This window comes from Paenibacillus oryziterrae (genome assembly GCF_042610485.1).
GTDB lineage: Bacteria > Bacillota > Bacilli > Paenibacillales > Paenibacillaceae > Paenibacillus_AQ.
The window spans coordinates 390,353-416,452 of the sequence record NZ_JBGJZO010000001.1 but is presented as its reverse complement, the minus strand read 5'-3'; the positions used below and the strand labels follow the sequence as shown (position 1 = coordinate 416,452).

Sequence of the window (26,100 nt, the reverse complement as noted above, 5' to 3'; positions counted from 1 at the left end):
GATTCACCTTTTGCCCTTTGCCCGGTTACTAACATTGTAAAACGAATATAATTCGATAATCAAGCTCATCTAATGTGGTGTAATTTTAGTATGTGGAGGATAAAGAATGAAAGCTATGGTAATCAATGAGTACGGCAAACACCCTCTTGTGTTATCCGAAATGCCAATGCCTGAAGTTGGCGAATATGATATATTGGCTGAAATCCATGCTGCCAGCATTAATCCAATAGACTTTAAAGTACGCGATGGTAAATTACGTTTGCTGCTGAAATATGATATGCCGCTAATTCTAGGGAATGATTTTGCCGGTATCGTTATAAAAGCAGGAGCGAAAGTTACAAAATTTAAATTAGGCGATGAAGTATACGGTCGGCCAAGAAAGAGCCGGATTGGAACCTTCGCCGAATATATTTCTGTGCATGAAGACGATATTGCCAACAAGCCTTACAATTTATCCTTTGAAGAAGCGGCTTCTATTCCATTAGTAGGGCTTACCTCTTATCAAGCATTACATGATATCCTGCAACTATCTTCCGGACAGAAGGTGCTTATTCAAGCAGGATCAGGTGGCGTAGGAACTTTTGCTATTCAACTCGCCAAAACGATGGGGATCTATGTTGCAACAACTACAAGTGAAGCCGGAGAACAATTGGTTAAGTCACTTGGAGCAGATCGAATAATAAATTATAAAACAGAAGAATTTGACAAGCTGCTAAGTAATTATGATGGAGTATATGACACTAATGGAGGAGAGACCCTAGAAAGGGCATTCCAAATCGTTAAACGAGGCGGGCAGATTGTATCGGTTTCAGGATTACCTAATGCACGGTTCGGCAAAGAATATGGCTTGGGCTTCATCAAAACGAATATATTGCGATTAGTTACGCGGAAATTGAATAAGCTAGAGAACAAATATGATGTAAAATATAACTTTTTGTTTATGAAACCAAGCGGAGCTCAATTAGACATTATTACTCAATTGATAGAATCAAATCAAATTGTTCCGGTTATTGATGTTGTATTTCCTTTCGTTGAAGCTCAAAAGGCGATGGAATATTCAGAATCGGGCAGAGCTAAAGGGAAAATTGTACTGAAGATAAAGTAGAATGGATCAAATGATATAAAAATGCATGGAATCCGAATAAAAAGCGATTCCATGCATTTTTTAGGTGTATAAATAAGTCCAGTGTACCCTTCATCTTACTCAGCATTTTCAATGGAAATTGCTAGCTTCCTTCAGCCCGGTACGTCTTCAGGTTTCGGAGAACGGGGAAGAGCCAATAGAACCAAATGACCGAAATCGCTAAGGTGCCAAGTCCGCCAATAACGGTTGCAGGAACGGCTCCGACCAATCCGGCCATCGTGCCGGACTCAAACTCTCCGAGCTGATTCGAGGTGCCAATGAACAACGAGTTAACGGCGTTAACCCGGCCTTGCATATCTTGTGGGGTGTTAACCTGAACGAGTGTCGAGCGGATAACGACACTTACCACATCGGAAGCGCCTGTAAGGAACAGCGCGAAGAGCGACAGCCAGATGTTGTTAGAGACCCCGAACAGAACCGTTGCCAAGGCGAACACGACGAGCGAGGCGAATAACGTCTTCCCGATGGCTCTTTCCACCGAATATCGGGTTAGAATCAGTGATACAACGATAGCGCCGACTGCCGGCGCAGTGCGCAGCAAGCCCAGACCAAGCGAACCTGTCTTCAGGATATCTTCGGCGAAGATCGGCAGCAGTGCGGTCGCCCCGCCAAGTAGCACGGCGAACAGGTCAAGTGAGATGGTTCCCAAGATGATTTTGCGGGCAAATACAAACCGGAGTCCACTGAAGAATGTGTCCATATTGACGGCATCCAGCTTCTTTACGAAATGAACGGTTTTGACGAAGAAGATCAGCACGGTCGATACTACGAGCGCGATCAGCGATGCAGTATAGGCGGCTGCTGTGCCCCAGAGAACAAGCACACCTCCTAGTGACGGGCCTATAATCATTGCCGTCTGCATGGCTGAGGCGGACCAGGCAGCCGCCTTCGGCAGTTGATCACGGTCCACGATATCCGGAACTAGTGCAGCAGAAGCCGGGCCTTCAAAGGTGCGGCACGCCCCTAGAATAGCTGCGGCAATCAGCAGATGGACCGAACCGAGCCAGCCTTGTATACTGCCAAGGACGAGCAGGAGAACAACGACGCTCTCTAAAAGTTGACATAGATTAACGATGGTGCGGCGGTCGTAGCGGTCTGCGGTTTGTCCGGCCGGCAGCGTCAACAGCAGCATAGGCAGGAATTGGGCCAGACCGACGAGGCCGAGTTGAAATGCGCTGTCAGTTAGCGCATATACTTGCCAGCCAATGGCGACGGACAGCATTTGAAACGCGCTGGTTGAGAAAATCCGTGCGATCCATAAACGTAGGAACGAACGGTTATGGAGTACGGACGAGCTTTTTTCATTCAATGTAAGTCATCCTCTCATGTTATCGGGTAGTTAAGAATGCATCTCGGGATGCTCACGGCGGATTTGTGCATAGTCCTTCCCGTATCGGTCTTCCAGCTCTTTGGTGAAATCAGCCTCGATCCGCATCATCACGACATCGTGAAAGTACGAGGTCTCTAGCATGTTCAATACCGCCGGATGGTTGCTTTCCAGCGCCGATGCTGACGCGTACCGGCTGAAACTGCCGAGAATCGCCGTCTCTTTGTCCAGAAGCATAGAGAAGTTCCGCGACTTATGCGGTCCCCCCAGCGGAACACTATGTAAGATAACACGCTTTAGTTCAGTCGGCGCATCACCAATGAGCATCAGATGAACAGCAGTACCCCGGCGCTCAGCCGCGAGCAGTGCTTCCTCTACTAAGTGTAGATCCTCTGCCCAAAGATCGACCAGAATCTCATTCCTGGAATTGGCGGCGAGGCGACGAATCGCCAGATCGACTTGCTGATTTCCTTTCCAATTACTGAAGAAGGGTGGGGTCTCAGGCAAGGCAGACAACTCACTCTCCAGCAAGCGGGCAGTGCGCTCGAAATCAGATTGAAGCAGTTTAATGACTTGCCCGATTGGAATCGCCGCGAACGTGATAGGATCGCCTTCTACAGCGCGGCAGACACCCTTTTCCACCAAACTGCGCAGAGCACCATACACGTTGGAGCGCGAAATCGATACCTGTTTGGCAACCTCATAGCCCGAAAAGGGTGGCTGACCGTGCAACGCCAGATAGCAGCGGGCTTCCAAATCGGATAAACCGAGTTTCCGCAGTGCTTCAATCATTGAGGAGCCTCCTTCGTATAAAATGATCTCCTGAAAATTAAGGAGTATTTCAAAATACTACTTTCTATGATTCCGGCTGTCAAGTGTGTCATAACATGAAATCAGAGAAGAACTAACGAAGCGGGAGGACGCATCGCTGGAAGCGATAAGGTCAGGATTTCAGTCTGATGAAATGAATAGAAGATAGCGGGAAATCAAAAAAGAACCTGGACAGTTTTGTCAGGTTCTTGATATTGCTTATAAATATACGTGATGCTATAATCAATTCACGACTAATTTTAGATAGGAGAACATAGTAAGACTATCTTACAATTTAAGTGTATCATGCAGGCAAAACTCTTGTCAAATATTTTTTTCTCAATTGAATGGTTAGGAGAAATGTGGAATGAGTTCATTGGTTCTCGGGCTTCAGGAAGTGAAAGATTCGCAGCTTTTGCTCGTTGGCGGAAAAGGGTTAAATCTTGGGAAATTATCAAAAGTTGAAGGAATCCAGATTCCTGAAGGATTTTGTGTCACAACAGAGGGATATCAAACAGCCGTTCAACATAACGAAGAGTACCAAGCTTTGTTAAATCGACTCACCATCCTTAAAGTAGAAGATCGGGAACAAATCGGTGAGCTTACCCGGAATATTCGCCAGATCATTATGGAAGCAGAAATTCCTGCCGGTGTTGTGAAAGCAGTTACTGAGTATCTGTCCCAGATTGGCGAGGAACACGCTTATGCGGTGCGTTCCAGCGCGACTGCCGAAGATCTGCCGCATGCCTCTTTTGCCGGTCAACAAGACACCTACTTAAATATCATTGGCGTTGATGCCATCTTGCAGCATATCAGCAAATGTTGGGCTTCGTTATTTACGGATCGCGCGGTACTTTACCGTATGCACAATGGATTCGACCACAATCAGGTGTATCTATCCGTTGTCGTACAAAGGATGGTTTTCCCGCAGGCTTCGGGGATACTATTTACCGCCGATCCCATGACCGGCAACCGAAAAGTACAAACCATCGATGCCAGTTACGGGCTTGGAGAAGCATTAGTCTCAGGTTTGGTTTCGGCTGATGGTTATAAAGTGAAGGAAGGGGCCATCATCGAGACGCGGATAGCAACCAAAACAGTAGCGATCTATGGACGGAAAGAAGGCGGAACAGAGACCCGGCCGATTCAACTCGATCAGCAAAAGGCTCAAGCCCTCACGGAGAAGCAAATATTAGGACTGGCAGACATCGGAAGACAAATCGAGGCGCATTTCGGCTGCCCGCAGGATATAGAATGGTGTTTAGTCCAGGATACTTTTTATATCGTTCAGAGCCGGCCCATCACCACACTATTCCCCATCCCGGAAGCAAATGATCAAGGGAATCACGTTTATGTATCTGTCGGTCACCAACAAATGATGACAGATCCCATCAAACCACTCGGATTGTCTTTCTACCTGTTAATTACTCGTGCGCCTATGCGTAAAGCGGGCGGAAGATTGTTTGTGGATATCACACCAATGCTTGCATCACCTAATCGTAGGGTGACCATAGATACCCTAGGCAAATCCGATCCGCTCATCAAAGACGCACTAATGACCATTGTAGAGCGGGAAGATTTTATACAATCGGCACCAGAAAGTGAAAAAGCACAGGTTCCCGGGAAAAACATAACAGTTGGTCCCCCTGCAGCCTCTCACACACAAAGCGAATTGAATCCGTCAATTGTTACTGAGTTGATAGAGCATAATCAAACTTCGATCAAAGAGTTACAACATAATATACGAACGAAATCAGGCGTTGCTTTATTTGATTTTATTCTGGAAGATATCCAGCAATTAAAAGAGATTCTATTTAACCCGCAAAGCACTCGTGTGTTTATGGCTGCAATGGAGGCTTCCTCATGGATCAATGAACATATGGACGAATGGTTAGGTGAAAAAAACGCAGCAGATACGTTATCTCAATCTGTACCGAACAATATTACTTCGGAGATGGGCCTAGCGCTGTTGGATGTCGCAGATGTGATTCGTCCTTATCCGGAGGTCATTGAATATTTACAGCATGTACAAGATGATAACTTCTTGAATGACCTGGCTAAACTTCATGGCGGGCAGGAATCCCAAGAGGCGATCCTTGCGTATCTAAGCAAATACGGAATGCGGTGTACCGGAGAAATCGACATTACCAGAACCCGCTGGAGTGAGAAGCCAACTATACTGATCCCTTTGATCCTAAGTAATATCAGAACCTTTGAGCCTAATGAAAGCCAACGTAGATTTGAGCAAGGCCTAGAGGAAGCTTTGACAAAAGAACAAGAAATCTTAAGCCGATTGAAGCAATTACCGGATGGTGAACAAAAAGCCAAAGAAACCAAAGGTATGATTGACCTGATTCGGAATTATATCGGTTACCGGGAATATCCCAAATACGGCTACATTAACCGTTACTTCGTCTATAAACTAGCTTTATTGAAAGAAGCCGAACAACTCGTACAAGCAGGCATTATCCATGAAAAAGATGATGTTTACTATCTCACTTTTGAAGAATTTCACGACGTCGTTCGTACGCAAAAACTGGATTATCAGATCATCAGCCAACGAAAAGTTGAGTACAAATTATATGATAAACTAACGCCGCCACGAATTATTACGTCTGACGGTGAAATCATTGCAGGTAAGTACAAACGGGATCATCTCCCGGCCGAAGCCATTGCAGGTCTTCCTGTTTCTTCCGGAGTGATCGAGGGCCGGGCACGTGTTATTTTAAATATGGAAGAGGCTGATCTGGAAGAGGGAGATATATTAGTGACCTCTTTTACAGACCCTGGATGGACGCCATTGTTTCTATCCATAAAAGGTCTGGTCACTGAAGTTGGGGGCCTGATGACCCATGGAGCTGTGATCGCGCGTGAGTATGGCTTGCCCGCAGTAGTCGGAGTGGAGAATGCTACCAAGTTGATCAAAGACGGGCAACGGATTCGCGTACATGGAACAGAGGGGTACATCGAATTACTTAATTAATAATTGACATAAAACACCCCTCAATCAAATGCTTCTGATTTGAGGGGTGTATTTTACCGACTGCCCAAAGAGCATCCTATTTCCATCGTTTCATAGCCGTGAAACGCCAAGAATAGGTTTCTTCCTCCGCTTGATACATCCATTTCTCTTTGACGGAGTACGGTTTTCCGGTCTTTGGCGTGACCCGGGTTTCTTCGGTTACATAAATTTTGACGATTGTGGAGGACACCGTTTCCGTATGGTCGATGGTATAAGAAAGTCCAAATTGTTCCTTGATACCGGATGCATGCATCGTTGTAGCGAATTTACGTTGCTGCTTGTCTATGGCGCTGCCGGGCTTTAATATGCTCTGAAGATAATCAATATAGTTGTTATTGACTGCTTGAGTAATAACGTAATAATAATCTCTAAGCATCGTATTGACGTAGATGTTCCAATTCTTATCCAGCTTCATTTTTGAATTAAATACGGTTCCTATGTATTGATAGTTCGAGTCATACACATAACCCGTTCCCGGATTTACCAGATATGTGGCCGAAGGGGAGACTGTGGTGTTTGGTACAAGCTGACCGGAGCGTGCAGACTTCACCAGCGGATACAGCCCAAACTCAGTACTTCCCCTAACATAATTGCCGGTTTCCTGCAGCGTAAAGTTTGCCGGGATGTTCTTTGTAATCCGCTGTTTCAACAAGGATATAATGGCCTCAGGTTCCAGCGGCGGATCATGCTTATCGGAGAATAGATTATCCATGTACTCGCCGTTCAGAATGTTATACATGGTTCCATCCTCGGGGTTGACGAAATAATTACTCCCTTCACCCAAGTACTCACCATCTGTTACCACATCTTGAAGATGATAGCCTCCATATTCATCCCTGCCAGAGTAATCGTATAATCCACCCAAATCGCTTACCTTTAGCCTCACCAGCCGCAACGCTTCTTGGATCGTAAGTTTATGCGGGTCACGTTGTTGTTCCGCCTGGGCTAAAGTAATTACCGTAACGGTCAGCGATACGACACTTTGATCCGGCATAATGGCCTGGATGACGGAAGTACCTGGTTTTGTTGCCTGGAGCTCCAAATACGATTTTCCCTGCTTCGTAATCTTCAAGCTGCTGCCGTTCAACTTCAGTGTAGCTTGATCTCCCAGCTGTCCATCCTGCACATGAATGCCGCAGAACAAAGAAAAAAAGCCATGATCCATATAGTGATCATTAAGTACAAATTCCTTGCCGTTGTCCGGAAGGAAAGAACACTGGTCAGCCTGTTTTTCTGCACTGGCTGATACAACTCCCGGTGACGATTGAAATACAACTCCCAAAACAAGAAGCAGAGAGAGTAAGCCGATTCTAAACCTCATAGATTCCCAACTTTCCGACAGTAGAATAAATCCGTTCTGATCTTCTCACACCGTGGACGGGTTGTAAATATTTCCTTTTAGCTTTAGTCTACATCTCCCAGTCCAATGGCGATCGCCGGCGTTAGCGCCGGATCAAGCAGCTTTATTAGCTTCAGGAGGTTGGCTTCGGACATAGCGATACACCCAGCTGTAGGCTTGGCAGCCGTTCTCCAAATGTGTAGGAAAATGGCGCTGCCCTTGCCGGGCACCACTGGCGCTTCATTGTACCGGATCACCACTGCGTATTTATACAGTGGGTGGAGCAGGTGTTCATATGAGTTCCACCTGCCTGCCGGATTGCCGGTGTAAGTCACCCACTGATTATACTCGGCAGAGGCAGGATCATCGATCCAGTAGTCGAAATAAGAAGTCTGAGTGAAAGTAAGCTTCAGATCAACTGGTTTGACCGCAGATCCGAAAGCCTGCACCAGAAGATACACTCCAGATGGCGTACGCCCGTCACCTTCACGGATTTTGGCAATGCCTTCCCGCCCCAAAGCAACTGGGATACGAGAAATGACAGATCTCCATTGCCCATTCCTTATCTCACGCAATGATAAGGTTCCAGTCTGGGATCGTGTAGAAGTCGCCTCAACTACAATTACCTGACGTGATTTCAGAATCTCCGCTTTATAAGGCCAGGCCGCGGAGAAAGCGGATGCAGATACCTGTTTAAGCTGAAGCGTCATACAGATCACAAACAAGATTGTGATGAATAGAAGCACAGCGGCGATTCGTTTGTGCTGGCATACAGCCACAGCAGTCACACCCTTCCTTTTTCATCTTATTAACCGCTGATGGTGTCAGAGGAATCGGAGTAAACTAAGATGCTTGGTGGATGAGAGTACTGAATTATTAATTCTTGCATAACCACCGCTCTGTTAAGGAAAACTTGTGTAGAGCGAATAAACTACATGATTCTATCTAGGAGGTAAATACGATGTCAAATTTGGATCCACAGGAGCTCCTTAAACAGAAACACGAAATGGATGAGCAAAAAAGGCAGTTCACGAACTTTGCCCGAAGTGCTAGTGGCCATACAGAGTCTGAAGCAGGTCAGGAATTCAGTAATGACCGAGTTCCTGACGATCAAAACCGTATGAAATCTGTTGAGAACAAACGTGAATGACTATAGATCTAAGAATGAAATGAAAATATGCCGATTTAAGTATAAAAGTAATATCATGTGATAATGCTGCCCTACATTCGTGGGGCAGCGGATTGCTGATTCGTATTAAATGATTGCCTAATCCTCTTAAAACCATTCGATTTTAAATATAGTAGAGGATTATCTAAATTGAATATAATTCCATAAAAGGTTTAAATGATGATATTGTCGAATGCTATAAGTAAAAGGAGGGAACTCCATGTTTTATTTGCGGACGGGCATTCTGAATATCTATCGTAATAAATTCAAAAGTATATTAAATATTTTAATTTGTGCACTTATTGTATCCCTATTGAATTTGTACATATCCAGTATAGAGACTAATAAAAAGCAACTATCCAATTTAGTCGTGGCTCTTCCGGTTTCAGCCCACATCACTAATAGTGATGGATCGCAGAATGTCGGGCTGGAAATCAAGAAAGAATCTATCCTGCAATTGCAGTCGTCTCAATACGTCAGCGGACTTACATATGCTACGCAGCTTATGGCAGGATTAGGAGATTACCCTATGGATGAGTGGGAGAAATACTTAAATATATCTGTTGCCTCGGTAAATTCGATAAGAGCCATCCCCGCCCTACCTTTGGAGAATGTAGCATTGGCAAGTGGAGCAACTCTTGATTATTTACAGTCTAAAGAAGCACAATGTCTCGCTGACGAACAATTATTGAGGCAAAATAAATTAGCCGTCGGTGACACGATTGTGCTCAAACTAAACTACTATCGTTATGCACCGGATGGAATTGAATTACGTTTAAAACCACTCGGCGTGTATTCCTTCAAAATTATAGGCAGTATGGCACCATGGAATGAGTTGAGTTCCGGATTAGTGGCGCAGGTCATCCTCCCAACGAGCTGGACGGAGGAAGCATTTGCTAAAGCTGACACCGAATTTTATGCGGATTCAGCTGCTTTTACCGTAAAAGACCCACGCAAGCTTAATGCTTTCAAGTCACAGATGCAAAAGTATGGGTTTAAGTCTGTTCAGGCATCAGCCCCGCTTTCTCATAACGGTAATGCACTGCTGGTGAATGACGGGGACTTTATCAAAGCCGCGGGCCACCTGAAAGAAAACCTCTCTCTATTAACTTCCTTTTTTTATTTAATCCTCATGATTGTGGCTTGCACGGGATATATCACATCCTATTTGTTGAAGCAGAACAGACGGCCGGAGTTTGCTGTTATGCGTTCCCTGGGCAGCAGTAAAAGAGCATGTTTTGCCGCGCTTATCACCGAAAGCCTTGCACTGATGATCGTAGGCGTCATGCTTGGTACCATTGTAGTTACTCTATTTAGCACAGATAAACTAACCGCTATTCCGGCTATGATCACCATGTTTTTCTTTATGCTGGGCAATATTATTGCGTTATTGTTTTTGAGCAGATTTAGTGTAATGGCTATTCTTTGTCGGAATGATTAGGGAGGATAATTATGGGAATTTTATCCGTTAATCAGGTCAGTTATACCTATCGAAGTAAGTACCAAACGATTGAAGCTTTAAAAAACGTCTCCTGCGTCTTTGAAACAGGCAAAGTGGCAGCCATTACTGGAGAATCAGGCAGCGGGAAAAGTACTCTGCTGTCTTTGCTCGCAGGACTGGATTTGCCGACTAGCGGTAACATTTACGTAGACAATGTAGACATGGCGTCTCTTGATCGCGACCACTATCGGCGAACGATGGCCTCTGTGGTTTACCAGTCGTTTAATCTCTTTCCGCTTTTGACAGCACTGGAAAATGTAATGTATCCAATGGAAATACAAGGTAAGAGCAGACGCAAATCAACAGCAGTGGCAGTGGATCTAATAGATAAGGTTGGGCTTGGTAAAAAAGCTCTTGGGCAATTCCCAAGTATGATGAGCGGAGGGGAACAGCAACGTGTGGCTATCGCACGGGCACTAGCCGCAGGCGGAAAAATTCTGTTAGCGGATGAACCCACTGGAAACCTGGATAGCGCTAATGAAACCATTGTAGTGAATCTGCTAAAATCTCTAGCACATCATCATAACTACTCCGTAATTATTATCACGCATAACAAAGAGATCGCTTTGCAGGCTGACGCCATTTATGAAATGAAAGATGGGGAAATGACAGTCGATCAACCTGGCTGGTAGGGGGCCACAATAATGATATGGAACAGTATTAAACAAATGTGGCGCACACCGGTAAAGACAGTACTATTTCTAATGCTGCTTATACTTTCAGCCTTACTGCTTTCTCTCGGGTGTAATCTTTGGCAGCGCAGTTCAGTGAATATAAAAGCATTTGAGGGTACATTTACCACCATTGGTACAGTGCAGCAAAAAGCATCTGCAGTTAAAAGCAATTATCAATGGGATGCGGAGAAAAAAAGCTTTACTCTCTATAAATCTCCTTCATACAATACGCCAATATCGGTGACCACTTTGAATTTTAAAGGCGCAAGCTACAAACAGCCCCCTGAAAAAAGACCGTATTACGGTGCTTATCACTCGGATTATGTATTAGAAGATTTTAGCGATAACAATTATATGATTCTTGAGGTTACACCCTTGAAAGACTCTATACCCGCGGGTCCAGTAAAACTGAAAATAAAAAGAGTGCTTCTGGGAAGTACAGAACGGGAAGAAATTTGGTTCTGTGATCATTTTAATCCGAAACCTGATATGATGTTTGCTGGAAAAACATATGTAATGGCTGTCCAAATGTTTCGTGCTCACAATGATGCCGTAGATACAGTCGAAGAATATATACCGGGAAGGGGAATAACCTCAACACAATATGCTCCTGATGGTGCCCACATTATGGATGATTTTCAAATGAAAACTCCATGGGACGAAGTAACAGATGGCTTTTATGAGACACCGAGAGGCAAACGATGGTACGAATTAATTAAAGCAGAGCAACAATTGAAGCAAACCATACCGGTGTCTTCTACTAACAGTACGAATCTTTTGATGCCATTTTATAATGGAGATGCCTTTATTATGAATGGCCGTGACATTAGTGAAGCGGAATATGGGGATGGAGCCGCAGTTTGTCTTGTGTCGAGGGAATTTGCCCAGAGAAATGGACTGGTTGTGGGGAGTACAATGCCGTTGCATTTGTATTTTGCAAATTACCAGGAATCTCCTGGACAGAATTTAAGCAATACGATGAGAAATTTTCGATTTGGTCGGTTAAATGCAAGTGGGGAGTCATACAAGGTGTTGCAGACAATCGTTATACGATTGTAGGCATTTATGACGTTTCTTCCGGTTATGATAAGGGGTATAGGATGGGTGCAGATGAAGTGGTGATTCCCTCCACATCCGTTAAAGATAGTGATGAAGATAATATTGTAGCGTTTGGACCCATGATGGGTTACAACACCTCCTTTGAGATTCCCAATGGTGAGGCAGAGCAGTACATGAAGGCGTGGAATACCCTTGGTATTCAGGATTTGGAAATCAAGTTCTATGACAAGGGGTATACCAAACTCAGAAATGGGCTAGAGAGCACTAAAAAAATATCGGTGGTATTGCTGATAGTGGGCATTACTACCACATTTTTAATACTTATATTTTTCTGTTATATCCTTATTGTCAAACAAAAAAAACGTACAGCCATCGAACGTTCGCTGGGGACCAGCAAGTCCAGGTGTACGATCTCTCTGTTGGCGGGAATTCTCTTCATCGTGATTATTGGGAGTACCGTAGGTACTATGGCAGGTTTTTGGCTCACAGATAAGTCAGCAGATCTAATTAACAAGGAGACATTTAATACAATTTACAGCTCATGGGCAGTGAACTCACAGACAGAGAATCAAGTGGAAATAGATAAAGCTACTAGTGCTGCGACATCAGTTGTGACCGGAGGAATGATTATTTTTGTCTCCATACTTATTGCGCTAGCTGGTATACGACTAAATCTTAAGAGCGAACCGCTAAAACTGCTTAGTACCAGAGAAAGATAATCAGATAACCCTATAGATCTCCAAACGGATGATTGAAATCATATTTTCTAAGTATGAATTCTTAGTTACGACAACAATTATCTATTAGAATCCTCGATTAAGAGATCAGGTTCTTGTCATTTCTCGAGAAAAGAATCTGTTCTCTTAGCCGTTCAAAAGAGTCACCGCTAAATTTTAATGCTGACTTCCCCGCTTGAAAGATATTCCTCGTCACCATTCTCATATCTGACCTTCAGACGACAATCGTTATCGATGTCAATGGCTGTCGCCTCACGTTGTTTATTATCCTTCACCACCAATACGGTTTTGCCAAGGGAAATAATTCGTGTTCTATATTCGGGGAGAAACCTCCTGTCCGTTAAATGCACATAGAATTCCATGAAACGGTTTAGCACTTCTGCCACGAGCCGGCAGCGGAGATCATCATAATGAATGCTTTCGGGAAATACAGCCGTTGCAATCCCGCTTAAATCGTCAGGAAAGCCACCTGCCGGTAGTGCTACATTGATACCAATGCCGAGAACAGCATAATCAAGCAATCCGTTCTCCAGCGACAAAGAAGCTTCGGTGAGGATTCCACATACCTTTTTGCCTTCTATACATACATCATTGACCCACTTGATCTGAGTGGCTTTACCGGATACGTTCTCGATGGCAAGAGCAACAGCGACTGCCGCGGAGGTCGTCAGAAGAATGGATTCCGCTGCCGATAGCTTGGGGCGCAGCAGAATGCTCATATAGATGCCCGTTTTTGGCGGAGAAAAGAATGGTCGGCCATTTCTTCCGCGGCCGGCTGTCTGCTCTTCCGCGAGGATTACTTTCCCTTCAGCCTCACCATTGGAAGCAAGGATTTTTGCAGCTTCGTTCGTTGAAGGTATTGTCTTAACAACTTCAAGGCGCAGCTTTTGAGCCTGTGTATCCAGGTATTTTGAAATTGCCCCGGCAGACAAGATATCCGTTAGGTGTGATAAGGAATATCCCTTATTGGTTACAGCCTGTATGGAATAACCGTCTGTCTGAAGCGATTTGATGGCTTTCCAGACTGCGCTGCGCGTCACGGATAACTGGCCCGCGATCTCCTCCCCGGATATATATCCACCTTTGTTGTCATGAAGCAAGGATAGAATTTGTTCTTTAACTGTCATGAGAATAATCCTCCAGAAATTTAACGTTCCGATCAAACCTCATCGATTATATTAACATGCTTATCTAACATTAGGAAAATTCAGAGTGTTATTTTTGATTGATTGTGAACCTAAAAATCTTACGGGTTTACAATAGGGTGGGTCTCTATTATAATTCAGCTTGCAATATTCATTAACCGGTTCATTACTTTTATTTATCCAATGGAGGTCTTTTTCTTGAAAACGAAAGAACTTGTTTATGCCGCATTATTCGCGGCACTTATCGCAGTGCTCGGCTTGATTCCGCCGATACCTCTAGGCTTCATCCCTGTTCCGATCACTGCCCAGACGCTTGGGGTCATGCTCGCTGGATGTTTTTTGGGCAAACGGATGGGCGCTCTCAGTTTGGTCGTTTTTATCATTCTAATAGCGATTGGGCTGCCAGTGCTGACTGGCGGACGTGGCGGACTGGGCGTGCTCGTTGGACCGTCTGCAGGATACATATTCAGCTGGCCGGTTGTGGCCGGGCTTATCGGCTGGTATTCCGAAAAAATCTGGCCGAAGGTTCAAACCTGGAAGCTGATCACCATTAATCTTGTATTTGGCGTATTGCTGGTAAATCTGATTGGCGCATCCATCATGGCATGGATTACGAATACAGCGGTCTGGGCCGGACTAACAGGCGCACTCGCATTTCTTCCAGGAGACATTATAAAAGCTGTAATTGCCGCCGTCATCACGATGCAGCTTAAATCCATCAGCCCGATCGAAGAAAAAGCGCAGACGTAAGGTAATCTATGAACCTGATAGAGCACATTCTAGAACGGGCACAGATTGTCCCTCACCGTATCGCGATCTCGGACGGCTCCGAGGAACGGACATACGCTCAGCTTATGCGACTGGTTCAACAGGTATCGAGCGGACTAAGGCATGACGGATACACCAAGTGCAACATTGCTATTCTGTCCGGAAACCGCATGGAATTCGCTGAATTTGTCCTTGGCGCCATTTACGCGGGATGCATTCCCGTGTTGCTGGACCCCAAATGGTCTCCGAACGAGAGGGATAAGGTGATCCGGCAGTGTGAGCCCGGGCTGATCGTTTGTGAAGGGCGTTTCGCGGCAGAACTCTCACAACAGTATCCAAATCTTCCGCAGTTAACCTTCGATGAGGATGAGAAATCTGGCAGCTACAGCACTTGGTTGGCTAGCTTCGAACCGGATGCCACAGCCGAGGAGAACCCCGAGCTGCTGTTCATCGGTTATACGTCAGGCACAACCGGCCTGCCTAAGGGGTACATGCGGACTCATTTATCTTGGTTAAGAAGCTTCGAGGCAACGGAGAAGGCATTCCGGCTGAACCGTATGAGGTATGTGCTTGCGCCGGGGCCGTTCGTGCATTCCCTGTCGTTATTTGCCGTGATGCAATCCCTGTACAGTATGGCGACTTTTCATCTGCTCCCGGAATTCGATGCCGCGAGCGTTCTGAATCTCTGCTCCCGTGAATCGGATATGATCCTGTTCGTTGTGCCAGCGATGATCGACGCATTGCTTCATCAAGCGGCTTCAAGTACCTTGCAGATACCCATGCAAGCCCTGGTCAGCTCCGGCGGCAAATGGCCCGCGTCCTTGAAACAGAGGTGTCGGGAGATATTTAAAGAGACGAAACTCTATGAGTATTACGGATCGTCGGAGGCCAGTTACATCAGCTATCTTGAGGTAACCGGGGAGGAGCAGGCGGATTCCTTGGGCATACCGTTTGATGGCGTGCGCATTTCGATCCGAGACGAGCAGTTCTGCGAGGTCTCTCCGGGGACGATTGGTGAGCTATACATCCGAAGCGAAATGATGTTCGCCGGATACCATGGTCTGCCTGAAGAGTCGGCACGTGTATTTCACGACGGCTGGCTGCGGACGGGAGATTACATGTACCTTGATCAAGACCTGCAGTTACGTTTGGCCGGCCGTGCCAGCAACATGATCAAAAGCGGGGGCCTCAAGGTATTCCCCGAAGAGGTGGAAGCTGTCCTGCTACGTATTCCGGCGATCCGGGAAGTCATGGTATTCGGCAAGCCGGATGACCGCTGGGGGGAGCAAGTAACAGCGCTGATTGGGTGGAACGGAGAACAGCGGCTTAGTCCGGATGAAATCAGTAATTATTGCCGCCCATATCTTGCAAGCTATAAAGTGCCTAAGCAGTTTATTACAGTGCAGGAATTCATATATACTAGCTCCGGGAAAATAGCGCGCCAACAGATGAAAGATGCTTCGAGCGGAGGGATACAATGAAAGAGGCCGTACTGGTCATGGCCAAGCGTACGCCAATCGGCAAAATCGGTGGTCAGTTCAGCATGCTCGAACCGGAGAAGCTGCTTGCACCGCTGATTCGCCTTCTGGTTACTGAAGCTCAGCTGCCTCCGGAATGGATCGATGATGTGATCATCGGCAACGTCGTAGGTCCTGGCGGGAATATTGCCCGTAAGTCACTGCTTGAAGCAGGACTTCCCGTAACGGTTCCGGGAGTCACGATCGACCGGCAATGCGGTTCAGGACTGGAAGCGATCATCATGGCTGCTCGCTTCATTCAGAGCGGAGCCGGAGAAATATTCCTGGCAGGCGGAGTCGAGAGCACAAGCCGGGCGCCCTGGAAAATGTTCAAACCCGACACGCTGACCGGTACACCAACACTATATACGCGCGCGCCGTTCACACCTCCTACTTTCGGCGATCCGGATATGGGTCTTGCCGCTGAGCATGTGGCGAACAAATACGGGATTACCCAAGAGGCGCAGGACTTGTATGCGCTGGAGAGCCATCAAAAGGCAGTTCGCGCTAAGCGCACTGGCAGGTATGCTCCGGAGATTGTACCGATTCAAGTCAACGGACTCCGAATCACGGAGGACGAATGTCCGAGACCGGATACGTGCATAGAGAAGCTGAGTGGTCTGCCGCCTGCTTTTGCAGAACATGGCACGGTTACAGCCGGTAATTCTTGTCCCATTAACGATGGTGCTGCGCTGGCGCTACTAATGTCGCGTGAAAAGTGCGAACAGCTTAACCTAACCCCCGTCCTCCGATTTGTTGACTCGCAGGCGGCCGGAGTGGACCCGCTGTATCCGGGGATTGGACCGGTTCCGGCGATTCAGAAACTGTTAAGCCGCCAGCGGCTGCATGTAGACGATATAGATATCGTTGAATTTAACGAAGCCTTTGCCTCCCAGGTATTGGCCTCGCTGCAGGAGCTTCAAATTCCGCAGGGCAAGGTCAATCTTGGCGGAGGCGCATTGGCGTTAGGCCATCCTTACGGAGCATCCGGGGCGATCCTTATGACGCGTTTATACTCGGAGATGCTGCGTAACCCTTACCGAAGAGGACTGGTAACGCTAGGCATCGGCGGCGGAATGGGGTTGGCGGTACTGGTAGAGGCGGCTATATGAATAGGATTCGGTTTAAGGTTCAGCTCACAGAGGAATCTATCATTCGGTATGCAAACAGCATCCATTCGCCCCTCCAGAGAATTGGGGGAGTAGTCATTGCTCCTTCAACCATGCTGGTAACCTTCTGGAAAGTGGAAAATTCCCCTTGGCTTCATACGGAGGAAGTATGGGTACACGGATCGCAGCAATTTTATTATCATGCGCCGCTATTAGCAGGAATGAACTTGGAATGTGAGCTTTCCTTGGTTAAGGTGGAGTCCAAGAACGGCAGGCAGGGCTCGCTTACTCTCTATACTCACTCTCTCATCTGCTATCACCAGGGCAACCCCATAGCTGAAGCAGAAACCGTCTTAATCGGGAGAGGTGATGTTAAATGATCATCGAAATCACAGAGGCGGATATCCGTCAATATGCTGCTGTCACCAAGGATGAAGCCGCGATTCATCTGGATGCTGAAGCAGCAAGACTAGCAGGCTTCGATGTTCCTATAGCGCATGGAATGTACATCATGGGGCTGGCACAGTCTCTTTATCTGAACGCACATCGTTCGCAGTGGATTCAATCCTTTAGTATGAGGTTTGAACAGCCTTGTGTCCAAGACTCATCTGTATGCTTCCGGTATAATGTTTGTAGCCATGATCAAGTTCAGATAACGGTTACGTTATCGAACGGAGAGATTATTGCTAAAGGTGCATTCAACGTTGTAGAGGGGATCGCAGATAGATGAAGACAGTATTGATTACAGGTGCAACCAGAGGGATCGGGCGCAGTATGGCTATGGAACTGGGACGCTGCGGGTATCAGATTGCCGTTAATGGTATGCATGGCGAGAGTATTAGGCAAGTCGTTGAGGACATACGCCGGACAGGCGGCTTAGCTGAGGGATTCTGTGCCGATGTCGCAGACCCTGCTGCGGTCACGTCGATGGTTGACGAAGTGATTGGCAGGATGGGGTCCTTGGAGATTTTGATCCATAACGCTGGCATCATTCAGGATCGTAAATGCGAGCGTATGACGGATCTGGAGTGGCAAACCGTATTGGATGTTCATCTGAACGGAGCCTTCTACTGCATCCAGCGGGCTTTACCACATCTGAGCAGGCAAGGTGGCGATATTGTGCTCATGACTTCAACCGCGGGACTTACTGGATCGGTCGGTCAAGTCAATTACAGCGCGGCCAAGGCCGGACTTCTCGGGATGCTCTGGACGCTTGCCGATGAGCTGAAACCCAAACAGATCAGGGTTAATGGCATTGCTCCCGCCGCCTTAACCGATATGACCCGTCCGGTGGTTCAACATCTGGAAGAAAAATACGCAAAGCGAAACGAGCCGTTTCCGGAGGAATGGAAGCTCGGAGAAGTTGATGATGTAGCACGGTTCGTTCGTGCGCTTCTGGAGCAACAAGACCCCGGGCTGACAGGTGAAGTGTTCGGCATTAACGGCAATCGGATAACACATTGGCAGAAACCGGAACCTTCAGCTCCCGTTATTTCCGGGCCGGAGGATTTTTTTGAACGCTGGAAGTAGAGGAGGGAGCATGAGGAAGATGCTTGTTTTTGATCAAGTCGATTATCATTACCGGCGGGAGCATCCCGTTCTCCGTCAGCTAAGCTTCGAGATTCACCAAGGCGAATTTATTTCCATCATTGGCGGGAACGGAAGCGGAAAGTCCACACTTGCCAAGCTAATGAACGGACTGCTGCAGCCAAGAGAAGGACTGGTCAAGCTGGAGCATTTAAATACCTTGAACCAAGAAGATCTCAGAAGGATTCGGGAGATGGTCGGACTGGTGTTTCAAAATCCTGACGATCAATTCATCACGACATCCGTTCTGGACGAAGTCGTCTTTGGACTGGAAAATTTGCGTGTCCCCAGAGCTGAAATGGCGCATCGAGCGTATGAAGCTCTTAGCGCCGTACATATGGAGAATTATGCGGAAGCGATGCCGCATCAATTGTCAGGCGGTCAGAAGCAACGGGTTGCGATTGCGGCTATTTTAGCGATGCGGCCTTCGATTCTGGTCATGGATGAAGCGACCTCCATGCTCGATCCGATAGGCAGAAGAGACGTCCTTGCTGTGCTGCATACCCTTCACCGGCAAGGGCTGACGATCATTCATATCACTCATCATATGGAAGAGATTTTGTCCTCTGATCGCGTTCTGCTTCTAAATAAAGGCGAAATAGCTTTTGACGGACCGCCTTACAACTTGTTCAGCAGCATCTCCATGGAAGAACATCGGCTCACACTTCCTTTTGCGGTAAGACTGTATCAAGAACTGGAGTTAAAGGCCCCTTTGGGCACGGACTGGAAGGAGACGATTACCAGCTTATGGCCTATCAGTTAAATGACGTAAGCGTAAAGCTTAACGGCGAAGATATTCTGCAATCGGTAAGTTGTACCTTTCAGGAGGGGAAATGGATATCGGTCATCGGCCATACCGGAGCCGGAAAGTCCACCTTCGCTAAAGTGCTTAAAGGGCTTATTCCATTCTATACAGGCGAATATACGCAGAACCGGCAACCCATGCCGAGGGACCGCAAAGGAGAATTGAAGGTTGTTCCGGAAATCGGTTATGTGTTCCAGTATCCGGAGCATCAGATTTTTGAGACGACGGTTTATAAGGAGCTGGCCTTTGCCCCCAAAATGAAGGGAGAGTCACCGGAAAAACAGGAGGAAGCCGTCAAGAAGGTGATGGAACAGATTGGAGTCTCAGAGGAACTTCTCCCTCTGAATCCGTTCCAGCTTAGCGGGGGGCTTAAGCGGCTTGTCGCGATCGCTTCCGTGCTGATCACAGAGCCTGAACTGCTGATTCTGGATGAGCCGACAGCTGGTCTTGATCCTGTAAGCCGGAGAGCGCTGCTGAAGCAGCTTAAAGCATGGCAGGGGGAGAAGAACCGAACGGTGCTTTTCATCTCACATCAGCTTGAGGATGTAGCCGAATATTCGGACGAGGTGATGATCTTTAAAAAGGGGCAGTTATTGGCACATTCGAATGCGGATGAGCTATTTCTGAAGCATAACTCGCTTATGGAACAAGCAGGACTGCTTTTGCCGGAGTCCATACAGCTATTAATAATGATAGAGGCGTTATCCGGCCAGATTCTTGAGCCTGCGAGCTGCAGGGAAGAAGATATCATGCGGCTGGTAAAGTCCATCTGGCAGTCAAGAGGTCAGCAGAATGAAGGATAATCTAGTATTGGGCCAGTACATGAATGCAGACTCGCTAGTTCACCGGCTTGACCCCCGGACGAAGCTGCTGAGCGTTCTTGCCTTTACGATATGCTGCCTTATGCTCAAAACGGTTGGCGGCTATGCAGCGATGACGATTCTGGCAGGTGTACAGCTGCGGTTGTCACGTGTGCCTGTTCAGAGATTTTTTGGAGGAATAAAGCCGATTCTATTCATTTTGGCCTTCACCTTTGTGTATCATCTCTTCTTTACCGAAGGAACACCGATCTGGCCGGGATCGATCCTTAAAGTGACGCAAGAAGGGATAGAGAATGGAATCTTCGTTGTCTGGCGCATCCTATTGCTGGTTTCGTTTGCTTCGGTCCTGACCTTTACGACAAAACCGCTGGATCTGGCAAAAGGTCTGGAAAATCTGTGCAAGCCGATATCTCGCTGCGGGGTTCCGGTAGAAGCTTTTGCCCTGATGATTGTGATTGCCATTCGCTTCATTCCAACGATTATGGAGGAGCTGGACCGCATGGTTCTGGCACAAAAGGCCAGAGGGTATGACCTCATGGCAGTCAAAGGACATAAGCGGGTACGTGCTTATATGGTATTAGTCGTTCCGCTGCTCATAACGACGATTCAGCGGGCGGAGCAGCTGGCGATGACCATTGATGCACGGGCGTACGGGAATGGAAAAGGTCGCACTTCATACCGGGCGCTGGCATTTTCGCGGACTGATTGTGCAGCCGGCGGATTCATGCTTGCATTTATTGTACTTATCCTTTTCATATAATGAAGTACAGAACTTGGTCATCTTATTGGAGGATACGGAGGACTATCAATGATTTGGAATACTAGAGTAACCGATATGCTGAAGATACAATATCCAATCCTTCAAGGGGGACTGGCTTATCTAGCTTACGCCGAACTTGCCGCTGCGGTTTCCAATGCCGGCGGTTTCGGCCAAATAACGGCGATGAGTCTTCCAGATGTCCAAGCATTGCGGTGGGAGCTCAGGCGTGCACGTGCATTAACGGACAAGCCTTTTGGTGTAAATTTGTCCATAGGCATGCATCGCAATGATCATCTTCAGATGGTTCAGGCTGTCATGGAAGAGGAGATCCCTGCGGTCACAATTTCTGGAGGGAATCCAGCGCCAATACTAGAGATGCTGGGTTCTACGCCGATTCATACCCTGGTACTGGTCTCCTCCCGGACACAAGCGCAAAAGGCAGAGCAACACGGTGCTTCTGCAGTCATAGTTGTCGGGCATGAGGGAGGTGGCCATGTAGGCCGTGACGAGACAGGGACGATCGTGCTTGTTCCGGATGTAGCCGATGCGGTTCGAATACCTGTCATCGCCTCGGGCGGAATCGGGGACGGCCGTGGCTGGATGGCTGCCCACGCGCTCGGAGCCGAGGGAATCCTGATGGGAACACGGTTTATCGCGACCCGGGAGTGCGTGAATGCTTCACCTGTCTATAAAAATGCACTGTTGGAGGCAGGATGTGCAGATTCCGTTATACTCAAACGTTCCATAGGCCAGCCTGCCCGAGCGCTGCGGAGTCACTTGACTGAGAAGTTCTTGACAAGCGAGCTTGCTGCGCCAGGACATGAAGCACTTAAAAGGGAAATCAGTGGGGAAGCCAATCAACGACTGATACATGATGGCTCCATAGAAGAAGGATTCGGATGGGCAGGGCAAGTCACTGGTTTGATTAAAGATGTTCCAACCGTTTCTTGCTTAATTGAACGAATGGTTCAAGAAGCGGAGCAAATAAGATACAAATGGGGCAGCCTGAGTTGAAATTTAGTGGAAGTATAAAACAATAGTCCCCTGACAGGGATATCCATCCACGACTTAGCAGGTTCTCTTGGCTGCATATCCTACGGGTACGAATGATCGATTCTTTAGCGACTTGCTGCCAGAAGTTTGATATAATTTTTAAGGTATATTTCAAGATTCCATAGTCTCATAGAGAGAGAAGAGTGCCAATGACGTATAGACAGATTAAGTGGATGATTCTTTTCATTCCAACGATTACTTTAGGGCTATGGGAATATATCAGGCATCAGTTTTTATTGCCTTTTATTACCATGAACTTAGGGAACTGGCTCACGCCATTGATCATCTATCTGGTCAGCATTACCTTGCTAAATAAGTTATTTCGTATGCTGGAGAATATTCAGGCAGAGCTGGAGGCAGAACGATCCACAACAGCAGCACTTGAAGCCAGAGAGCAATTAGCTAGAGAACTGCATGACGGAATTGCACAATCGTTATTTCTGCTCTCTGTGAAGGCAGACCGTCTGGAACGGCAAGCGGTGGATCACGAGCAACACCTGCAGGACATTTATCAGATCCGCAAGACAGTCCATGAAGTGAACAGGTATGTTCGACAAGCTATAGCCGAATTGAAAGATGAATCTGTTGTTCATAAAAAGATTCTGTTCCATGAGTCTATAAATGAAAGATTGAAAAAGATGGTAAAGGATGTCCCCTTTCCTGTTGATGTTGAATGGTCGATACCGGATAGTGCTCTAGCTCCAAAGGAACAAATTGAGCTGCTTGCCTGCATTCGTGAAGCTGTGGTGAATATGGAGAAGCATTCATATGCTGTGCAGGGCTGGATTATGGGGGCGGGGGATAAAGAGCAATGGAAGGTTACGATTCAAGATAACGGCCGGGGGTTTGTTGACAATCCCTTTATGCATACAGATCGTTATGGTTTAAAAATTATGAAGGAACGAGCTGAGGCAATGTCTTGGACGATGGGGCTTCATCGGGATCATTTGATTACAAGTGTTGAATTAGTTAAAGAAGTGAAATCGAAATGATACACACGCGAGTACTGGTTGTCGATGATCACGAACATGCCCGTGAAGCGATCTGTGATATTTTATCACTGGATTCAAGCTTTGAAGTGGTTGGGACAGCAGCTAATGGAAATGAAGCGATAGATTTCGCGACACAATGGCTGCCGGATTTGATTCTCATGGATATTCAGATGCCCGAGATGGACGGGCTAGAAGCTACCCAGCGAATTAAGATGAAATTCCCATATGTGAAGATTGTAATGATTACTGTATCGGATGACCTGATTCACCTGCTAGAGGCTTTAAAACGTGGTGCCCAAGGATATCTCATGAAGAATCTGGCCCCTTCAACCTGGCTCAAGTATCTACATTCCATAGTCAATGAAGAAGTGCCTTTAAGTCGGGAAGTGGCCTATCAGATTCTGAAGGATATCTCTCTAGCTGAAAAGAAAGAAATTCATGTCCGTCTAACGCTCAGAGAACAGGATATTCTAAATGGAGTAGCTATAGGATGGACGAATAAAGAAATCGCGGATAATTACAGTATTTCTGAATATACGGTCAAGAATCATCTCAAGAATATTCTGCAGAAGCTACAAGTGCAGAATCGCGTTCAGCTTACACGATATGCACTCAAAAACGGACTTATTTCGGACGATTACCAACGTCCGCTGTAAGTCCGTTTTAATATAAATGTATATGTGTGACATGAATCACTATTTTGACACATCTTGTTCTGTGGCATAGCTACATTGAGCTATAGGCGTACAGATTCCTTTTCATTATAGTGAGATGTATATGCTTTTATATCCTTCATGGATTGGGAATAATGCTCTGAAGAATCCATCACAAGAGGGGTGAACAATGGTTAAATCTCAAAATCCCCGCCTTCCGGTTGCAATGCTTTTTACGATTATTCTCTGCTTATGTATGATAATTCCTTCCTATTGCGGTACAGTCAGTGCAGGGGGAAATCAGGAAGCGATTCCATTGCAGCCTATTATTGATGCGGCTAAGAGCGGAGATTCTATCTCCTTAGCTCCTGGGGTTTATCTGGCTCCGATCATTATAGATAAGAAGCTGAAGATCAGCGGAACGAGTAAGGTGACCTTGTTGAATACCACATCCTCATCGGAGACTGAAGTTGCTATTCTGATCCGTGCAAATGGTGTGCAGTTGGAGAACCTTAACATTCAACAAAATAATGACGGAGAAGCAACGGCGGTGCGGGTGGAAGCCGATAAGGTTGAATTGAAAAATCTAGTAATTCACACTGCTGGTTTTGGAATTATGCTCTATGAAGCTAACGATGGAGTTATTGCTGATAACAAGATTAGCTGGTTTATTCCTGAAGGTACACCTCCGGGAATGAGAGGAAATGGCATCGACCTCTATAATTCTCATGGTACAAATATCAGAGAGAATGAAATCTCTTATTTGCGGGATGGCATCTATCTGGAGAACAGCCGGAATACAAAGGTGGATCAGAACAAGCTCACTTATCTACGCTACGGTGTCCACTGCATGTACATTAATGGATCTTCAGTTACCAATAATGTGGGAGAGTATAACATTACAGGCGCGATGGTAATGGGAGTGACTGATGTTGTAATGTCCGGGAACTCCTTTCGCAAGCAGAACCAGAATGTCCATTCTCAAGGTATTCTGCTCTATGATGTGCGAACCTCCAAAATCATGAACAACGTAGTGGAAGGGAATCGGGTGGGCATTTATATGCAGCAATCTTCGAATAATAGTCTCCAGAATAATCTGGTGTTGCGGAATTACATCGGTATTCTATTTGAGGAGGCAGAAGACAACCGGTTTCAGCGCAATGGCTTTGTAGCGAATGTTATAGAGGCACAGGCAACTGGGAGCAAGAATAACGAGATGACCGGGAACTTTTGGGACTCTTTCGAGGGTCTCGATCTTACAGGTGATGGGGTAAGCGATCTTCCTTATGCCATTAATCCGTTCTACCAGCAGTTAGTCTCCAAGAATGCTGCTTATCAGCTTTTTTTCCAATCACCAGGGATGACATTTTTAAGCAGCATGTTTACCAGCGGTAAATCGCAGTGGTCTACTGACCCGGAGCCGTCCATGCAATTGGAGGCAGCTACTACTGAGGGGCAAGCAGATAAAGGTCAGAGATCGGTAATGGTAACAGGCTGGCTGCTGTTATTTCTTTCAGTGGTCACAATAATATACTTGGGGGTACTAAGGTTATGAAAAAATGGAGTGTAGGGTTCATATTGATTTTGGGTCTATTAGTTTTGTCAGCTTGTGGGGGGAAGAAATACGAACCCGTGGCTATAAATGAAGCCGTCGATATTTGCGTGATATGCAACATGCAAGTGAAGGATGATGCTTTTTCCACACAACTGACAACTAAAGACGGGAAGAATTATAAGTTCGACGATATTGGCTGCATGAATGAATGGAAGAAAAAGAATGGACTAAAGAACATCGGAATGGACTTTGTCCGGGACTACAACAATAAAGAATGGATTGAATTCAGCAAAGCCAGCTATGTTTATGATGAGTCTCTGCGCACTCCTATGGCCTATGGGATAATCAGTTTTAAAGACTCCGACTCAGCCGAAGCCTTTGTAAAAGAGCAAGGAGTAGGTACTGTATTGACAGCTAAAGATCTGGAAGCCCATGAATGGAAGCAAAATAAGGATATGATGGATATGGATATGCAAGGCAGCGACGGTCAAATGGACGAGCCTATGTCTGAAGATCAAGAGGGGACGCCTTCAGACCAAGGAACGGGCATGTAA

At 46.5% G+C, this 26,100-nt stretch carries 26 protein-coding genes; 21 read left to right on the top strand and 5 right to left on the bottom strand.

The genetic code is table 11. The features are described 5' to 3' along the window. Positions 1–106: 106 nt before the first annotated feature. Positions 107–1,105, top strand: a complete 999-nt coding sequence (locus tag ACAN55_RS02060) for an NADP-dependent oxidoreductase (RefSeq protein WP_379127348.1) — start codon at positions 107–109, stop codon at positions 1,103–1,105. Between the two features lie 121 nt (positions 1,106–1,226). Here ACAN55_RS02060 and ACAN55_RS02055 read toward each other — a convergent pair whose 3' ends face one another. Together ACAN55_RS02055 and ACAN55_RS02050 are read right to left on the bottom strand one after the other, a co-directional pair. Further along, entirely contained in the window at positions 1,227–2,453 is a 1,227-nt protein-coding gene (locus ACAN55_RS02055; protein WP_379127345.1) for an MFS transporter, read from the bottom strand. Positions 2,454–2,483: 30 nt separating this feature from the next. After that, positions 2,484–3,263, bottom strand: coding sequence for a TrmB family transcriptional regulator (locus tag ACAN55_RS02050; protein ID WP_379127343.1), 780 nt, complete (start codon positions 3,261–3,263; stop codon positions 2,484–2,486). 385 nt (positions 3,264–3,648) lie between these two features. Between ACAN55_RS02050 and ppsA the strand changes: the two genes are divergently transcribed. Continuing rightward, complete coding sequence (gene ppsA, locus ACAN55_RS02045) at positions 3,649–6,264, top strand: phosphoenolpyruvate synthase (RefSeq protein WP_379127340.1); 2,616 nt, start codon at positions 3,649–3,651, stop codon at positions 6,262–6,264. A 76-nt stretch (positions 6,265–6,340) separates the two neighbouring features. Here the strand turns inward: ppsA and ACAN55_RS02040 are convergent, their stop codons facing one another. Beyond that, positions 6,341–7,624: a TcaA NTF2-like domain-containing protein gene (locus ACAN55_RS02040; RefSeq protein WP_379127337.1), complete on the bottom strand. Its 1,284-nt coding sequence runs from the start codon at positions 7,622–7,624 to the stop codon at positions 6,341–6,343. 83 nt (positions 7,625–7,707) lie between these two features. Further along, positions 7,708–8,421, bottom strand: a complete 714-nt coding sequence (locus ACAN55_RS02035) for a L,D-transpeptidase family protein (protein WP_379127335.1) — start codon at positions 8,419–8,421, stop codon at positions 7,708–7,710. Positions 8,422–8,603: 182 nt separating this feature from the next. Here ACAN55_RS02035 and ACAN55_RS02030 point away from each other — a divergent pair, with 182 nt between their 5' ends. The 5 genes from ACAN55_RS02030 to ACAN55_RS02010 all read left to right on the top strand — a co-directional run bounded on the left by ACAN55_RS02030 (position 8,604) and on the right by ACAN55_RS02010 (position 12,763). Beyond that, a complete protein-coding gene (locus tag ACAN55_RS02030; RefSeq protein ID WP_379127332.1) occupies positions 8,604–8,792 on the top strand; it encodes a hypothetical protein in 189 nt (62 codons plus the stop codon). 238 nt (positions 8,793–9,030) lie between these two features. Then, positions 9,031–10,251, top strand: coding sequence for an FtsX-like permease family protein (locus ACAN55_RS02025; protein ID WP_379127329.1), 1,221 nt, complete (start codon positions 9,031–9,033; stop codon positions 10,249–10,251). An 11-nt stretch (positions 10,252–10,262) separates the two neighbouring features. After that, the gene (locus ACAN55_RS02020) at positions 10,263–10,943 is read left to right on the top strand and encodes an ABC transporter ATP-binding protein (protein WP_379127327.1); all 681 of its coding nucleotides are present in this window, start codon (positions 10,263–10,265) and stop codon (positions 10,941–10,943) included. 12 nt (positions 10,944–10,955) lie between these two features. Continuing rightward, positions 10,956–12,044, top strand: a complete 1,089-nt coding sequence (locus tag ACAN55_RS02015) for a hypothetical protein (protein WP_379127323.1) — start codon at positions 10,956–10,958, stop codon at positions 12,042–12,044. 41 nt (positions 12,045–12,085) lie between these two features. After that, the gene (locus ACAN55_RS02010) at positions 12,086–12,763 is read left to right on the top strand and encodes an FtsX-like permease family protein (RefSeq protein ID WP_379127321.1); all 678 of its coding nucleotides are present in this window, start codon (positions 12,086–12,088) and stop codon (positions 12,761–12,763) included. 167 nt (positions 12,764–12,930) lie between these two features. Here the strand turns inward: ACAN55_RS02010 and ACAN55_RS02005 are convergent, their stop codons facing one another. Further along, entirely contained in the window at positions 12,931–13,908 is a 978-nt protein-coding gene (locus ACAN55_RS02005) for a biotin--[acetyl-CoA-carboxylase] ligase (RefSeq protein ID WP_379127318.1), read from the bottom strand. Positions 13,909–14,124: 216 nt separating this feature from the next. Here ACAN55_RS02005 and ACAN55_RS02000 point away from each other — a divergent pair, with 216 nt between their 5' ends. From ACAN55_RS02000 to ACAN55_RS01935, 14 genes are all read left to right on the top strand, one after another. Then, on the top strand, positions 14,125–14,676 hold the full coding sequence (locus tag ACAN55_RS02000; RefSeq protein WP_379127315.1) for a biotin transporter BioY: 552 nt from the start codon (positions 14,125–14,127) through the stop codon (positions 14,674–14,676). 8 nt (positions 14,677–14,684) lie between these two features. Beyond that, positions 14,685–16,175, top strand: coding sequence for a class I adenylate-forming enzyme family protein (locus tag ACAN55_RS01995; RefSeq protein WP_379127313.1), 1,491 nt, complete (start codon positions 14,685–14,687; stop codon positions 16,173–16,175). After that, a complete protein-coding gene (locus ACAN55_RS01990) occupies positions 16,172–17,323 on the top strand; it encodes a thiolase family protein (RefSeq protein WP_379127310.1) in 1,152 nt (383 codons plus the stop codon). Before ACAN55_RS01995 ends, ACAN55_RS01990 begins: the two co-directional genes overlap by 4 nt. After that, positions 17,320–17,700, top strand: coding sequence for an FAS1-like dehydratase domain-containing protein (locus ACAN55_RS01985; protein WP_379127307.1), 381 nt, complete (start codon positions 17,320–17,322; stop codon positions 17,698–17,700). Before ACAN55_RS01990 ends, ACAN55_RS01985 begins: the two co-directional genes overlap by 4 nt. Continuing rightward, the gene (locus tag ACAN55_RS01980) at positions 17,697–18,050 is read left to right on the top strand and encodes a MaoC family dehydratase (protein ID WP_379127304.1); all 354 of its coding nucleotides are present in this window, start codon (positions 17,697–17,699) and stop codon (positions 18,048–18,050) included. Before ACAN55_RS01985 ends, ACAN55_RS01980 begins: the two co-directional genes overlap by 4 nt. Then, the gene (locus ACAN55_RS01975; RefSeq protein WP_379127301.1) at positions 18,047–18,850 is read left to right on the top strand and encodes an SDR family NAD(P)-dependent oxidoreductase; all 804 of its coding nucleotides are present in this window, start codon (positions 18,047–18,049) and stop codon (positions 18,848–18,850) included. Before ACAN55_RS01980 ends, ACAN55_RS01975 begins: the two co-directional genes overlap by 4 nt. 10 nt (positions 18,851–18,860) lie before the next feature. Continuing rightward, positions 18,861–19,670: an energy-coupling factor transporter ATPase gene (locus tag ACAN55_RS01970; RefSeq protein WP_379127298.1), complete on the top strand. Its 810-nt coding sequence runs from the start codon at positions 18,861–18,863 to the stop codon at positions 19,668–19,670. After that, positions 19,655–20,515, top strand: coding sequence for an ATP-binding cassette domain-containing protein (locus ACAN55_RS01965; RefSeq protein WP_379127294.1), 861 nt, complete (start codon positions 19,655–19,657; stop codon positions 20,513–20,515). Before ACAN55_RS01970 ends, ACAN55_RS01965 begins: the two co-directional genes overlap by 16 nt. After that, positions 20,505–21,293: an energy-coupling factor transporter transmembrane component T family protein gene (locus ACAN55_RS01960; protein ID WP_379127291.1), complete on the top strand. Its 789-nt coding sequence runs from the start codon at positions 20,505–20,507 to the stop codon at positions 21,291–21,293. The genes ACAN55_RS01965 and ACAN55_RS01960 overlap by 11 nt, the downstream gene beginning before the upstream one ends. 48 nt (positions 21,294–21,341) lie before the next feature. Continuing rightward, on the top strand, positions 21,342–22,307 hold the full coding sequence (locus ACAN55_RS01955) for an NAD(P)H-dependent flavin oxidoreductase (protein ID WP_379127288.1): 966 nt from the start codon (positions 21,342–21,344) through the stop codon (positions 22,305–22,307). 212 nt (positions 22,308–22,519) lie between these two features. Beyond that, on the top strand, positions 22,520–23,338 hold the full coding sequence (locus ACAN55_RS01950) for a sensor histidine kinase (protein WP_379127285.1): 819 nt from the start codon (positions 22,520–22,522) through the stop codon (positions 23,336–23,338). Next, complete coding sequence (locus ACAN55_RS01945) at positions 23,335–23,994, top strand: response regulator (RefSeq protein ID WP_379127282.1); 660 nt, start codon at positions 23,335–23,337, stop codon at positions 23,992–23,994. Before ACAN55_RS01950 ends, ACAN55_RS01945 begins: the two co-directional genes overlap by 4 nt. Positions 23,995–24,181: 187 nt before the next feature. Further along, positions 24,182–25,546: a right-handed parallel beta-helix repeat-containing protein gene (locus ACAN55_RS01940; RefSeq protein ID WP_379127279.1), complete on the top strand. Its 1,365-nt coding sequence runs from the start codon at positions 24,182–24,184 to the stop codon at positions 25,544–25,546. Beyond that, entirely contained in the window at positions 25,543–26,100 is a 558-nt protein-coding gene (locus tag ACAN55_RS01935; RefSeq protein ID WP_379127276.1) for a nitrous oxide reductase accessory protein NosL, read from the top strand. The genes ACAN55_RS01940 and ACAN55_RS01935 overlap by 4 nt, the downstream gene beginning before the upstream one ends.